Here is a 15001-nt window from a genome sequence, read left to right on the forward strand (position 1 = left end):
CCACCCGACCCCACCGTCCCACCCCCGACCGAGTCCCTCCTGCACGCAGAACTGGAACAAAAAATCGAGGAAGCCCTCGCCGACCTCCCCGAAAACCAGCGCACCGCCATCCTCCTTTGCCGCCAGGGCGACTGGAGCTACGAGGAAATCGCCGCCGTCCTCGGTTGCTCCCTCTCCGCCACCAAATCCCTCATCTTCCGCGCCCGCGAAACCCTCAAACGCCGACTCAAACCCTACCTCAAAACCGGCGAATGGAACCCCTGAACACACCCCGCCCACCACCCATCCCACAACCGCCGCCAGCCCGCAACCGCACCCCAACCCCCAGTCCGGCCGCCCACCGACACCCCCAACCACATCCGCATTGTGGCGCCACCACCGCCCGGGCAACCTGATCCCATGCGTCTCATACAGGAACCGTCCGCCATGCAACAACTGGCCCGCCGCTGGCAGCGCCGGGGTATCCGCATCGCCTTCGTCCCCACCATGGGGTACCTCCACGAAGGCCACCTCAGCCTCATCCGCGTCGCACGCCGCCACGCCGGACCCCGCGGCAAAGTCGTCGTCAGCATCTACGTCAACCCCACCCAGTTCGGCCCCCACGAGGATTTCACACGCTACCCGCGCGACCTCAACCGCGACCTCCAGCTCTGCCGCGCCGAGGGCGTGGATGCCGTGTTCGCACCGGACGACCAGGCCATGTACCCGGGCCTCTCCGAAGGCCGCTACTCCACCTACGTCGTCGAGGAAAAACTCTCCAACCTCATGGAGGGCGCCTCCCGACCCGGCCATTTCCGCGGTGTCACCACCATCGTTGCCAAACTCTTTCACCTCGTCCTGCCCGACATCGCGGTCTTCGGCGCCAAAGACTGGCAACAGGTCACCATCATCCGGCGCATGGTCGCCGACCTCAACTTCCCCGTGCGCATCGTCGTCGCACCCACCGTCCGGGAACCCGACGGTCTGGCCATGAGCTCGCGCAACACCTACCTCACCCCCGAAGAACGACAGCAGGCCACCATCCTCTTCCGCGCAATCCAGTTTGCCCGCAACCGGGTCCGACAACGCCCCACCCCCGCCGGCCAGCTCCGCCGCGCCGTCGCACGCCTCGTGGCCAGCCAACCCTCCGCCCGCCTCGATTACGTGGCCTTCTTCGACTCCGACACCCTCCAGCCCGTGCACACCGTCCAACCCGGCACTCACATGGCCCTGGCCGTCTTCATCGGCAAAACGCGACTGATCGACAACGATCGACTCTGACAGCACAACCCCGGGCCCAATTCCATCCGCATCGCAACCAAAACCCGTCCCTGCTACAATCCCGGACCATGGAACGCTACGATTACCTCGTCCTCGGCAGCGGCATCGCAGGCCTCATGTTCGCCCTCAAGGTGGCACCCCACGGCCGCGTCGCCATCGTCACCAAAAAAGATCGCGCCGAATCCAACACCAACTACGCCCAGGGCGGCATCGCAGCCGTCACCAGCCGGGAGGACTCCTTCGAACTCCACATCCGCGACACCCTCGCCGCCGGCGCCGGCCTCTGCAAACCCGACGTTGTCCGCACCGTCGTCGAAGAAGGGCCCGCCCGCATCGCCGAACTCATCGAACTGGGCGTCCAGTTCACCGAACGCGAAGTCCCGGGCGAAGACGGCGGGCGCGAGCTCGATCTCGGCCGCGAAGGCGGCCACAGCAAACGCCGCATCCTTCATGCCCGCGACATGACCGGCCGCGAAATCGAACGCGCCCTCCTCCGCGCCGTGGCCGCCCGCCCCACCATCACCCTCTTCGAAAACCACTTCGCCATCGACCTCATCACCACCCGCAAACTCGGCCGCCCCGGCCCCAACCGTTGCGTCGGCGCCTACGTCCTGGACAAACTCACCGGCCAGGTCAAAACCTTCGCCGCCCCCGTCACCGTCCTGGCCACCGGCGGCTGCGGCAAGGTCTACCTCTACACCACCAACCCCGACATCGCCACCGGCGACGGCGTCGCCATGGCCTACCGCGCCGGCGTCCCCATCGCCAACATGGAATTCATCCAGTTCCACCCCACCTGCCTCTATCATCCCAAGGCCAAATCCTTCCTCATCAGCGAAGCCGTCCGCGGCGAGGGCGGCGTCCTCAAAACCCTCGACGGCGTCGAGTTCATGAAAGACGTCCACCCCCTCGGATCACTCGCCCCGCGCGACATCGTCGCCCGCGCCATCGACAGCGTCATGAAACGAACGGGCGCCGACCACGTCCTGCTCGACATCACCCACAAACCCGCCCCCTTCATCATCCAACGCTTCCCCAACATCTACGAAACCTGCCTCCGCTACGGCATCGACATCACCAAGGAACCCATCCCCGTCGTGCCCGCCGCCCACTACCAATGCGGCGGCGTGGTCGCCACCGTCGACGGCGTCACCGAGCTGCCCGGCCTCTACGCCATCGGCGAGGTCGCCTGCACCGGCCTCCACGGCGCCAATCGCCTCGCCAGCAACTCCCTCCTCGAAGCCCTCGTCTGCGCCCACCGCGCCGCCCAACACGCCCTGCGCGCCGACCTGCCACCCGTCGACTTCGACATCCCCCCATGGCAAACCGGCAACGCCACCAACCCGGACGAACTGGTCGTCGTATCCCACAACTGGGACGAAATCCGCCGTTGCATGTGGGACTACGTCGGAATCGTCCGCACCACCAAACGCCTCCTCCGCGCCCAAAAACGCCTCGCCAACCTCCAGCAGGAAATCCAGGAATACTACTGGAACTTCATCGTGACACCCGACCTCCTCGAACTCCGCAACCTCGCCACCGTCGCCGAAATCATCGTTCAATCCGCCCTCCAACGCCCCGAAAGCCGCGGTCTCCACTACACCCTCGACCATCCCAACCCCGACCCCGCTTGGGAACAACGCGACACCATCATCCGCAAACCCTGAACCCCTAACCACGGTCCCGAACCGACACCCACTTAACCTGCACTTGCCCGGGCCACACCGCTCTCCCACGAGAACACCGCCCCGCCAGGCCTTCCGAAACTTAAAAAGCCCGGCGAGCTCCATCGCCGGGCCTTGGAATCAACTCTCCCAACCTTTCCTGTCTCCCCGGGCCGGCCCTTCAGGTCCCACTCACACAGCACCCGACCGGCCCGGGTGGCAGAATCACCGACGGTCACGGTTCCGATTCCCGCCACCTCCGCCGCGGCCACCCCGCGACCGACGCCCCCCATGCCCATGCTCGGACCGGTGCCCACGCTCACGCGACTCCTGCCGGTGCTGCGGCGAACGCTCAGCCGACCGGCCCCCGGCACTCCCATGACCACCCCCGCCCGAAGCCCCCTGGGTCTGCGACGGTGCCGAACCCGCCGACTGCGCCTGCTCCCCACCAGACGTGCCCTCCGCCACCGCCGACGCGGCCGCACCCTCTCCGGTCCCGCCCCCCTGCTGAGCCGCCATCTGCGCATCCCGCTCGTTCATCGCCGCCTTCCGTGACAGGCGCACCCGACCCTTCTCGTCCACACCCAGCACCTTCACCCAAATCTCATCGCCAATCTTGACAATGTCCTCCGTCTTCTTGACCCGGAAGTTCGCCAGCTCGCTGATGTGGACCAGGCCGTCCTTCCCCGGCAAAAACTCCACAAACGCACCGAAGTCCTTGATCGTTACCACCTTGCCACGGTAGATCTTCCCCACCTCGGCCTCCGCCGAAAGGGCCTCGATCGCCTCCCGGGCAATCCGCATCCCCTCCTCCGACACCGAGTAAATGCGCACCGTACCGTCGTCCTCGATGTCAATCTCGCAACCCGACTCGTCCACCAGCTTCTTGATGTTCTTGCCGCCCGGGCCGATCAGCGTGCCAATCTTCTCCGGATCAATCTTCAACGTCAAAATCCGCGGCGCATACTTGCTCAGCTCCGGACGAGGCGCCGACAGCACCTTGTTCATCTCCTCCAGGATCGCCAGACGCGCCACACGCGCCCGTTCCACCGCCTCCGCAATCACGTTCAGCGGCAAACCGCGCAGCTTCAAGTCCAGCTGAAAACCCGTAATCCCGCGATCCGTGCCCGCAATCTTGCAGTCCATGTCGCCGAAGTGGTCCTCGGCTCCAATGATGTCCGTCAGCAACTGATACCGCGCCAGCCGACCCTCGGCGTCGTACTCCGTCACCAGCCCGATGCTGATCCCCGCCACGGCCCGCTGCAACGGAATGCCCGCATCCATCAGCGCCAGCGAGCCCCCGCACACCGTGGCCATGGAGGTCGAACCGTTCGACTCCATAATCTCGCTGGTCACACGAATCGTGTACGGGTAGTCGTCCAGGGGCAGCAACGGCGCCAGCGAACGCTCCGCCAGGTTCCCATGCCCGATTTCACGCCGACCCGGACCCGTAATCCGCCCGGTCTCCCCCACGGAAAAATTGGGGAAATTATAGTGCAGGATGAACCGCTTCTCCGTGGCGCCCCCCGTGTACGCGTCAAACTCCTGCGCGTCCTCTCCCGTACCCAGCGTCGCCAGCACCATCGCCTGCGTCTCACCACGCGTGAACAAGGCCGAACCATGCGCACGCGGCAGCAGACCCACCTCGCACGAAATCGGGCGGATCGCATCCATCGCCCGGCCATCCATCCGCTTGCCCTCATTCAACACCAGACCCCGAATGGCCGCATGCTGGATGTGATACCGCACCTCGTTCTTGACAAAGTCCGTCACCTTCTCCGCCCCGAACTCCTCCAACAGCTTCTGCTCCACCTCCTCAAACAGGGCGTTCACCGCCGCCTCCCGCGCCAGCTTGCCCGGCGTCAGCAACGCCGGCACCACCCGATCCCCGGCCAGCACTCGCGCACGCTCCAGAATCTCCTCCGGTGCCTTCAGCAGCGTGATGCTCCGCTTCGGCTTGCCGGCCTTCTCCGCCAGCTCCTTCTGCGCTGCAATCAACGGCTGGATCGCCTGATGCCCAAACTCCAGGGCCGCCAGAAAATCCGACTCGCTGATCTCCCGGGCCGACCCCTCAAACATGATCAGCTCCCTCTCCGTCCCCACGTACACCAAATCCAAATCGCTCCGCTCCAGATCATCATGCGTGGGGTTGACCACAAACCGACCGTTGATCCGGCCGATCCGCACCGCCGCCACCGGCCCGTCCCAGGGAATGTCGCTCACCATCAACGCCGCCGAAGCCCCATTCACACACAACACGTCCGGATCGTTCTGCCCGTCGGCGCTCAACACAATCGCCTGCACCTGCACCTCGTTGAACCACCCCTTCGGAAACAAGGGCCGGATCGGCCGGTCAATCATCCGGGACGTGACAATCTCCTTCTCCGTCGGCCGACCCTCCCGCTTGAAATACCCGCCGGGGAACCGCCCCGCCGCCGCCGCCTTCTCCCGGTAATCCACCGTCAGCGGGAAAAAGTCGGCTCCCTCACGCGGCTTCGTGGCCGCCACCGCAGCCACAATCACAATGGTCTCCCCCAACTGAACCGTTACGGCGCCATCCGCCTGCTTCGCAATCTTGCCCGTCTCAATCGTAATCGGCGCTTCGCCCACCAGGGCGGTCACTTTCGTATGCATGTCCCAACTCTTCCGGCCCCGACTGCCGCCGAGAAACTTCAATCAAACCCGAACAAACCGCGGATCCGGAACTGATTGAAATTGCCCGCCGGCAACGGGGCCTCTCTCCGGCACGGTGGCTTCCTCCTTGCCGCCTTCCGGGACGACCGTGCCTCCCATCCCGAAGACAGCGGGCCGTGAAACATCAAAACCCGTGCGTCCCCATGACGCCCGGGCCGACCCTTTCGAACACAACGGTTTAATGGCGCAAACCCAGCTTCTGGATCACGGCCACGTACCGATCATACGCCGTCCGCCGCAAATAATCCAGCAGACGCCGTCGCTGGCTCACCATCATCAACAACCCCCGACGCGAGCTGTGATCCTTCTTGTTCCTCTCCAAATGCTCGGCCAGATGGTTGATCCGCTGCGTCAAAAGCGCTATCTGCACGTCCGCCGACCCCGTGTCGCGCTCGTGCAGCTTGAAACTGTCGATGATCTGCTTCTTCGATTCCATATCGCTGTTTAATCCGCCCGTAACCTATGCCGCCCTTGCACCCCCTGTAAAGCCCTTTCCCCACCCCGTACCACACCCCTCACCCCCGGCCACGACCCCCGCGCCCAAACAATTCCATCTGCGGCACCGCCAAAAACCCAAACCGCTTCAACAACCGCAACGTCTGAAACAAATCCGACTTCACATAATTCCGATTCGGCTCCACCACCTGCACCAGCTCCAACAAGATCGTCCGCAGCGGCAACACCCCATCCACCCCACGCCGCCGCAACATCTCCACCGTCTCCCGTCGCTCCCCCTCATCCCGCGGCAGACCCGAAATCACCAGCAACCGATACGGCACCGGCTCCGCACCCAACCCCCGCAACGCCCGCCGCCACGCCGCCGGCTCCACAAACCGCAAAATCTCCGGCACACTCCGCAACCGCGCCGCACTCAACACCTCCAAATGCCAGCCCCGAACCCCCACCACCGCACGCCCCAGGCGCCGCACCGCCGCCGAATCCATCACAAACGGCAACTCGCCCTCCCCACCCTCCGGCTGGGGATGCACCACCCAAAAATCCCCATCCTCCACCTCCCGCCGCGCCGGCGTCACATACTTCCGCTCCTGCCGCACCAAAAACCCAAGGTGCTCGAAATACTCCCGAACCATCGTCTCCACCACGCCGGCCATCGCACCAACCCTCCCCCTACGAACCCAGCACCTCCCGCACCAACCCCTCCTCCACCACATGCCCCCACTCCGCACAACCCAACCCGCGCAACAACACAAACCGGATCCGCCCGTCCCGCACCTTCTTGTCCAACCGCATCGCCCCCAACAACCGTTCCACACGCCGACCCGTCCACCGCACCCGCGTCGGCAAACCCGCCCGCTCCAGCAACCCTTCCAACCGATCCCGAACCTCCCGCGCCAGTCCCACCACCCGACACGACAACTCCGCCTCCAACACCTGACCCACCGCAATCGCCTCCCCGTGCAACCACCGACCATACCCGGCCACCGCCTCCCACGCATGCCCGATCGTATGACCAAAATTCAAGATCTCGCGCCGGCCCCCCTCCACCTCATCCTCCGACACCACCTGCGCCTTGATCTCACAACACCGCGCCACCACCTCCTCCAACACACCCGCATCCCGACTCAGCAATCCACCCATCACACCCTCCAACCGCCCGAAAAACGACCCATCCGCAATCGCACCATACTTGATCACCTCGGCCAAACCCGCCCGATACTCCCGCTCCGGCAACGTCCCCAGCGTATCCAGATCCGCCACCACCAGCCGCGGCTGATAAAACGCCCCCACCAGATTCTTCCCCGCACCCAGGTTGATCCCCACCTTGCCCCCCACCGAACTGTCCACCTGCGCCAACAACGTCGTCGGCACCTGCACAAAAGGCACCCCGCGCAAATACGTCGCCGCCACAAAACCCGCCAAATCCCCCACCACACCCCCGCCCAGCGCAACCACCAACGAACGACGCTCCAACCGCGCCGCCGCCAGCGCATCATGACAACGATGCACCACCTGCCACCGCTTCGATCCCTCCCCCGCAGGCACCGTCACCGCCACCGGCTCCAAACCCGCCCCCTCCAAACTCCCCATCACCCGCCCCAAATAATGCCCCGCCACCCGCTCATCCGTAATCACCGCACAACGCCGGCTCACACCCAAATCCCGACACCACTCCCCCAGCCGGGCCAGCAAACCCGACCCCACCCGGATCTCATAACTCCGCTCACCCAACGAAACACAAACCGTGCGCACCCCGCCAACATAGAACCCCCCACTTCCAGCTGTAAAGCAGCCACCACCCCAAACCACCCACACCCGCCCCCACCCCGGGCCGGACCTCCCCGGACCTCCGAAAACTCGCCCCACCCCGCAACAACCACTAAAAACCATACCGACCATGAAAACACGCACACAAACCCAACTCCAAACCCAACCCAAACCCCTCAGCCCCTGACACACCCGCCATGCCCACCGCCATCCTCACACAACCAGGACTCCACGTACGCCTCACCAGCCAACGCCTCGAGGTCCACGGCCCCCACCCCGAAACCGGCGAGGAAACCCTCCTCCGCCCCATCCCCCTGCACGACCTCGAACGCATCGTCGCCGGCGAAGACGTCCACTTCACCTCACCCGCACTGGCCGAACTCCTCCGCCGCGGCATCCCCATCCAAATCTTCTCCTGGGAAGGCCGCTTCCTCGGCGGTTTCCTCCCCGCCCTCCAACCCGCAGGCCGAACCCGCCTCCGCCAATACCAACGCATCCTCGACCCGGACTTCACCCTCACCGTCGCACGCCGCATCGTCGCCGCCAAACTCTACAACCAACGCCGCGTCCTCCAACGACTCCTCGCCAACCGCACCGCCGCCGGCTCCGACGACCCCGCCCTCGACAACGTCCGCCAAACCCTCGACCAGCTCGAACAACTCTTCCCACCCATCCGTCAAAGCCGCTCCCTGGACGAACTCCGCGGCTTCGAAGGCCTCGCCACCGCCCGCTACTTCCAGGCCTGGGCCACCTTCCTCCCCGCCGAATTCCCCTTCGAACGCCGCTCCACACGCCCACCCCACAACCCCGTCAACGCCTGCATCTCCTTTGCCGCCACCCTCCTCTACAGCGAAGCCACCGCCTTCTGCCACGCCCACGGCCTCGACCCCGCACTCGGCACCCTCCACCTCCCCGACGACGGCCGCTGGTCCCTCGCGCTCGACCTCATCGAACCCTTCCGACCCGCCCTCGTCGAAGCCCTCGCACTCGACCTCTTCTCCCACAAAATCCTCAACCACAGCCACTTCGAAAACCGCGACGGCGGCTGCTTCCTCAACCCCGACGGCCGCCGCAAATTCTTCCTCCAATACGAACGCCGCATGGAACGCGAATTCCTCAGCGAAACCGTCGGCCACCGCACCACACTCCGACAACAACTCGAAAACCAGGCCACACTCTTCAAAACCGCACTCGAAAACCCCGACGCCTTCGAACCCTTCCTCATCAACTAACCCACAACCATGAACACCTGGTGGTACGAAGCCTTCCCCGCTGTCCCCTACACACACCACCCACCCGCCCAAGGACGTATGCTCATCGTCATCGCCTACGACATCGCAGACCCCAAACGCCTCGCCAAAGTCGCCAAAGCCTGTGAAGACTACGGCGCACGCGTCCAATACTCCGTCTTCGAATGCCACCTCGACCCCGACACCTTCGAAACCCTCTGGCTCACACTCCTCGACCTCATCAACCCCCAGGAAGATCGCATCGTCGCCTACAAACTCGACGCCCGCGCCGCCCGCGAAACCCTCACCGCAGGCACCATGGTCTGCACCGACCGCGTCGTCTGCTACCTCGTCTGATCCATGCCCAACCCCCACCCCGCAAATCCATCACCCACCCTCCCAACCACCCCAACCACGCCCGAACCTCCCCGGATCTCCCAACCCGCGCCCTCCACCCCCAACACCAGGATTTCACCCCGGCACACCCCGAAACCCCTACCTCCCGACCTCAACAACAACCTTGTCCGTACCAGCCACTTATGCCACACTTTCCCCGCACACGCGCCTCGCAGCGCTACCGCCGAAAGGCATGCCAACCCGGCTCCCGACCTGGAGCCCGGCCAACCAGCTCCACCCCATCAACTTGGGATCCGTACAGTCGGAACCCCACAAACCGCCGAAAGGCATTGGTGACCCCGGACCAAGCCGGGGCGATCAGGCGGATCAGATCTTGTCGGAACCCCACAAACCGCCGAAAGGCATTGGTGACACGACCAGGGCCCCATCGACCATCTCATACCGCCCGGTCCAGTCGGAACCCCACAAACCGCCGAAAGGCATTGGTGACAAGGTGTACGCCAGGAACGTTCCCGGAGTCCAACGGTTGTCGGAACCCCACAAACCGCCGAAAGGCATTGGTGACGGGTTGTTTTCACTTAACCTCGTATCCGGTTTTGACCACTTGTCGGAACCCCACAAACCGCCGAAAGGCATTGGTGACCGATAGCCCCGGCAACATCCTCAACCACACCACGTTCGTCGGAACCCCACAAACCGCCGAAAGGCATTGGTGACGTAATGGTAAGAAAGCAACCACGCTGCGGATCCAACTTGACGTCGGAACCCCACAAACCGCCGAAAGGCATTGGTGACAGCACACCACGTGCCAAGCGCTTGAAACGCTTGAAACCAGTCGGAACCCCACAAACCGCCGAAAGGCATTGGTGACTCGTACCTCGCATCCAGAAATGCCTGATAGGCCTCTTGTCGGAACCCCACAAACCGCCGAAAGGCATTGGTGACACGGATTGGGACCAGGGTCTTGGTTTTCATGGGTGGTCGGAACCCCACAAACCGCCGAAAGGCATTGGTGACGTTGACGTTGTAGCCTAACTCTTGCCACAACGCGATGTCGGAACCCCACAAACCGCCGAAAGGCATTGGTGACTCGCTCTCCCGGGGGGCTTCTTGCGGCTGCCCCTGCCCGTCGGAACCCCACAAACCGCCGAAAGGCATTGGTGACGTCAGCACCCACGATAGGCTCTTCTGCTGGTGTCTGTTGGGTCGGAACCCCACAAACCGCCGAAAGGCATTGGTGACTCTTGGATAGGAAGGAACCCCCCATCGGGGTTCCGCCGAGTCGGAACCCCACAAACCGCCGAAAGGCATTGGTGACCATCAGGTCCCACGATCGGCTCCTCTTCCGGACATGTCGTCGGAACCCCACAAACCGCCGAAAGGCATTGGTGACACATCGGAGTATCCGTTCTTTTCGAACACCTCCGTGGTCGGAACCCCACAAACCGCCGAAAGGCATTGGTGACTCATGGTATCCTCATCTTGTCTTTCCCCTTTCCGCCGGCGTCGGAACCCCACAAACCGCCGAAAGGCATTGGTGACACCCGCCGGAAGGTGGGGCCGATCCTTCGATCAGTCTCCCAGTCGGAACCCCACAAACCGCCGAAAGGCATTGGTGACGGCGTCACCAATGCAGACGAACGGCCCGTCATGGAGCCGGTCGGAACCCCACAAACCGCCGAAAGGCATTGGTGACTCCCGATTTGTTTTAGCGTATATCGTTTCATACCACTTGTCGGAACCCCACAAACCGCCGAAAGGCATTGGTGACCCGATACTTGGCGTCATCATCTTCGAGCTGGGCAGCAAGTCGGAACCCCACAAACCGCCGAAAGGCATTGGTGACGGATCCCCCGTCATGGGGGACTCGATTACAATACCTTGAGTCGGAACCCCACAAACCGCCGAAAGGCATTGGTGACTCATCCTCCGGCAGGCAGTTGATCAGCCCGATGACCTGCAGTCGGAACCCCACAAACCGCCGAAAGGCATTGGTGACCCCACTCTTAATCTTCATGTTTTCCTCCGCTCTTGCGGTCGGAACCCCACAAACCGCCGAAAGGCATTGGTGACCACTGTCACAAAGTCGCCGTGATCCTCCACATGAGCACGTTGTCGGAACCCCACAAACCGCCGAAAGGCATTGGTGACACACGGGACACCGAGGAACGCATAGTGACGCGATACAGTCGGAACCCCACAAACCGCCGAAAGGCATTGGTGACAACACCCGCCAGCATTCATGCCGGCGGGTCCTATCGGTCGGAACCCCACAAACCGCCGAAAGGCATTGGTGACGCGCTCCAGGTCGTCCAGGGTTCCCCGGAGGAAATCCTCCAGTCGGAACCCCACAAACCGCCGAAAGGCATTGGTGACCTCCCCAATAGCGGAAGTCCCACAAGAGCCCACGCATGGCGTCGGAACCCCACAAACCGCCGAAAGGCATTGGTGACCCGGCGTTGACGCCGTGACCCCGTGGCCGTCGTGGCGTCGGAACCCCACAAACCGCCGAAAGGCATTGGTGACGTCATGAAAGCACAGTCGCAGTACACCATCACGTGATCGGTCGGAACCCCACAAACCGCCGAAAGGCATTGGTGACTGGCCGTCATGGCCAGAAGGTCACTTGGCCTTCACGAGTCGGAACCCCACAAACCGCCGAAAGGCATTGGTGACGTTACAACGCGACAACACCGTTGTCGCCCACCATCATGAAGTCGGAACCCCACAAACCGCCGAAAGGCATTGGTGACCCCCGATGCCAGGGGGTGACCTCGATGTTGTACCGGCCGGTCGGAACCCCACAAACCGCCGAAAGGCATTGGTGACGGAAGCGTTTCAAACCGCCCTAGTTTCCGCACCGGGTTCGGTCGGAACCCCACAAACCGCCGAAAGGCATTGGTGACTCCACGCCCGGGGTGATTGTTCCTCTGCTTAACGTATAGTCGGAACCCCACAAACCGCCGAAAGGCATTGGTGACAAAGGCTTCCACGCACCAATGTTTTTCCCCCTTGACTGAGTCGGAACCCCACAAACCGCCGAAAGGCATTGGTGACGGCGCGTCAGTCTTCAAACATTCGGACTGACGCGAACCCTGTCGGAACCCCACAAACCGCCGAAAGGCATTGGTGACACGACCCGCGGAAGCCTGACTGATCACGGATGACCAGTCGGAACCCCACAAACCGCCGAAAGGCATTGGTGACCAACGGCCTTGCCCGACAAGTTTCCATGCCGTGTCTGTGGTGTCGGAACCCCACAAACCGCCGAAAGGCATTGGTGACGCCTGGGTGCGAGCCGCAGCCTCCGGATCCACCACCTGGAGGTCGGAACCCCACAAACCGCCGAAAGGCATTGGTGACCAGTAACGTCTTCGCGTTGGATTGTCTTCTTCGCATTGCGTCGGAACCCCACAAACCGCCGAAAGGCATTGGTGACGCGCCGCCCAGTGCCAAGCCCACGGAACGGCGTGAGCCTGTCGGAACCCCACAAACCGCCGAAAGGCATTGGTGACCCTGGTCCTGCCGCATCAGGCTCCACATCAGGAGCCCGGGTCGGAACCCCACAAACCGCCGAAAGGCATTGGTGACACAGTAGACGACCTTTCGTGTACCAATCCGAACCTTGCATGTCGGAACCCCACAAACCGCCGAAAGGCATTGGTGACAATGTAGGCAACAACGCGACGTTGCATGTTCGTCATGTCGGAACCCCACAAACCGCCGAAAGGCATTGGTGACCCAAGGCCGTGGCCAACCCGGTCATGGCCATGGCCAAGCGTCGGAACCCCACAAACCGCCGAAAGGCATTGGTGACGCAAGATCAGCCGGTGGCGCAAACTTCCATTCGACAGCGTCGGAACCCCACAAACCGCCGAAAGGCATTGGTGACCCGGGTCGCCCCGGGGATTCCCCGGGGGTCCCCCGGGGATGTCGGAACCCCACAAACCGCCGAAAGGCATTGGTGACAACACGGCCAAGCGATAGAATTGCGCCTTAGTCTTCAGTCGGAACCCCACAAACCGCCGAAAGGCATTGGTGACTCGCCAACTTCTCATGTTCGTTTCGCCCTAGTTTCCGGTCGGAACCCCACAAACCGCCGAAAGGCATTGGTGACAACTGGCTTTCGAACAAATATTTGTTCGGCTAACAAGTCGGAACCCCACAAACCGCCGAAAGGCATTGGTGACAGGGTCACACGGACCCTGCCGTCCTCCCGCTCGCTTAGTGTCGGAACCCCACAAACCGCCGAAAGGCATTGGTGACCCTCTGGTGGCTCGACGAGGTCGTAAACGTCGAGCAACAGGTCGGAACCCCACAAACCGCCGAAAGGCATTGGTGACAACCCCGAAAACGCGGGTTTTCGGGGGGCTATCGGGTCGGAACCCCACAAACCGCCGAAAGGCATTGGTGACGGGTCCCCGCCAGGCTGGCTCTCCGGCCTTCCCCGCACGTCGGAACCCCACAAACCGCCGAAAGGCATTGGTGACGTGACTCGAGTCACTTCTTTATCTCCTCCCAGAGGAGTCGGAACCCCACAAACCGCCGAAAGGCATTGGTGACAACGCGGAGTGAATGCTCTTTCATACACCCAAAACTTGTCGGAACCCCACAAACCGCCGAAAGGCATTGGTGACCCCCCGCCTGGTCCCCGCATGTGGCGACGGGTTCATGTCGGAACCCCACAAACCGCCGAAAGGCATTGGTGACCACGCGGTCGGCGTTGGCCCATAGTACGGCGAGGGCAAGTCGGAACCCCACAAACCGCCGAAAGGCATTGGTGACGCGGAAACAATATAGAGAACCCCGGGCTCCGGATCGGGGTCGGAACCCCACAAACCGCCGAAAGGCATTGGTGACGGGCACCACCGGTAACCGCTCGGTTGCTTGGGCGCCGTCGGAACCCCACAAACCGCCGAAAGGCATTGGTGACTCACGTGATCCGCGAAGGTCAGCGTCAGAAACCCCGCGTCGGAACCCCGCAAACCGCCGAAAGGCATTGGTGACGCCTCCAAGGCCGGGATGAATGCAGTCCGGAAAAACTCGTCGGAACCCCGCAAACCGCCGAAAGGCATTGGTGACACATCGGTGAGCCGGGTCGGGGCCGTCAGTTGACAGCGGGTCGGAACCCCGCAAACCGCCGAAAGGCATTGGTGACATGAAACGCGCTCGACGGCTGCGTCTCCGAGGGCGCGTCGGAACCCCACAAACCGCCGAAAGGCATTGGTGACTTGTGGCGGCAATGCCCCCTTCAGCGGGGGCAAGGATGGTCGGAACCCCACAAACCGCCGAAAGGCATTGGTGACCTGCCGCATATACCGCGGCCAATGCAGGAACTCCGACAGTCTGTCGGAACCCCACAAACCGCCGAAAGGCATTGGTGACAAACCGCCAGCCCCACCCATCACGGGTAAGGCGGAGGGGTCGGAACCCCACAAACCGCCGAAAGGCATTGGTGACTCAACCAACGCCAGGGAGCAATCCTCCCTGCAAACTACCCGTCGGAACCCCACAAACCGCCGAAAGGCATTGGTGACATCAGGAGCTCCGGCCCCCCACCCATGCGCCCGG

At 63.0% G+C, this 15001-nt stretch carries 9 protein-coding genes and 1 CRISPR repeat array; of the genes, 5 read left to right on the forward strand and 4 right to left on the reverse strand.

What is annotated here, in order from left to right; all coding sequences use genetic code 11:
• From G4L39_RS03735 to nadB, 3 genes are all read left to right on the forward strand, one after another.
• Positions 1–264 (forward strand): sigma-70 family RNA polymerase sigma factor (locus G4L39_RS03735; RefSeq protein ID WP_165106029.1); only part of this gene is annotated, 264 nt, incomplete at its 5' end.
• 135 nt (positions 265–399) lie between these two features.
• Positions 400–1260 carry a pantoate--beta-alanine ligase gene (gene panC, locus G4L39_RS03740; protein WP_165106031.1) on the forward strand — a complete coding sequence of 287 codons (861 nt, stop codon included), beginning with the start codon at positions 400–402 and terminating at the stop codon, positions 1258–1260.
• Positions 1261–1328: 68 nt separating this feature from the next.
• Positions 1329–2927 carry an L-aspartate oxidase gene (gene nadB / locus G4L39_RS03745; protein WP_165106032.1) on the forward strand — a complete coding sequence of 533 codons (1599 nt, stop codon included), beginning with the start codon at positions 1329–1331 and terminating at the stop codon, positions 2925–2927.
• 222 nt (positions 2928–3149) lie between these two features.
• On the opposite strand, the gene pnp is transcribed toward nadB, so the two are convergent.
• The 4 genes from pnp to aroB form a co-directional block, all read right to left on the reverse strand.
• The gene (gene pnp / locus G4L39_RS03750; RefSeq protein WP_165106033.1) at positions 3150–5558 is read right to left on the reverse strand and encodes a polyribonucleotide nucleotidyltransferase; all 2409 of its coding nucleotides are present in this window, start codon (positions 5556–5558) and stop codon (positions 3150–3152) included.
• Between the two features lie 238 nt (positions 5559–5796).
• Positions 5797–6054, reverse strand: coding sequence for a 30S ribosomal protein S15 (gene rpsO, locus G4L39_RS03755; RefSeq protein WP_165106035.1), 258 nt, complete (start codon positions 6052–6054; stop codon positions 5797–5799).
• Between the two features lie 79 nt (positions 6055–6133).
• Positions 6134–6730, reverse strand: coding sequence for a hypothetical protein (locus tag G4L39_RS03760; protein ID WP_165106036.1), 597 nt, complete (start codon positions 6728–6730; stop codon positions 6134–6136).
• 16 nt (positions 6731–6746) lie between these two features.
• A complete protein-coding gene (gene aroB, locus G4L39_RS03765; protein ID WP_343203294.1) occupies positions 6747–7829 on the reverse strand; it encodes a 3-dehydroquinate synthase in 1083 nt (360 codons plus the stop codon).
• A 212-nt stretch (positions 7830–8041) separates the two neighbouring features.
• Between aroB and cas1 the strand changes: the two genes are divergently transcribed.
• Both cas1 and cas2 read left to right on the forward strand, forming a co-directional pair.
• A complete protein-coding gene (gene cas1 / locus G4L39_RS03770; protein WP_165106039.1) occupies positions 8042–9076 on the forward strand; it encodes a CRISPR-associated endonuclease Cas1 in 1035 nt (344 codons plus the stop codon).
• A gap of 9 nt (positions 9077–9085) precedes the next feature.
• Positions 9086–9430: a CRISPR-associated endonuclease Cas2 gene (cas2, locus tag G4L39_RS03775; RefSeq protein WP_240893779.1), complete on the forward strand. Its 345-nt coding sequence runs from the start codon at positions 9086–9088 to the stop codon at positions 9428–9430.
• A 300-nt stretch (positions 9431–9730) separates the two neighbouring features.
• Positions 9731–14967: direct repeats of the CRISPR family, unit length 37 nt; unit sequence GTCGGAACCCCACAAACCGCCGAAAGGCATTGGTGAC.
• Positions 14968–15001: the final 34 nt, after the last annotated feature.

The organism is Limisphaera ngatamarikiensis (assembly GCF_011044775.1).
GTDB classification, from domain to species: Bacteria; Verrucomicrobiota; Verrucomicrobiia; order Limisphaerales; family Limisphaeraceae; genus Limisphaera; species Limisphaera ngatamarikiensis.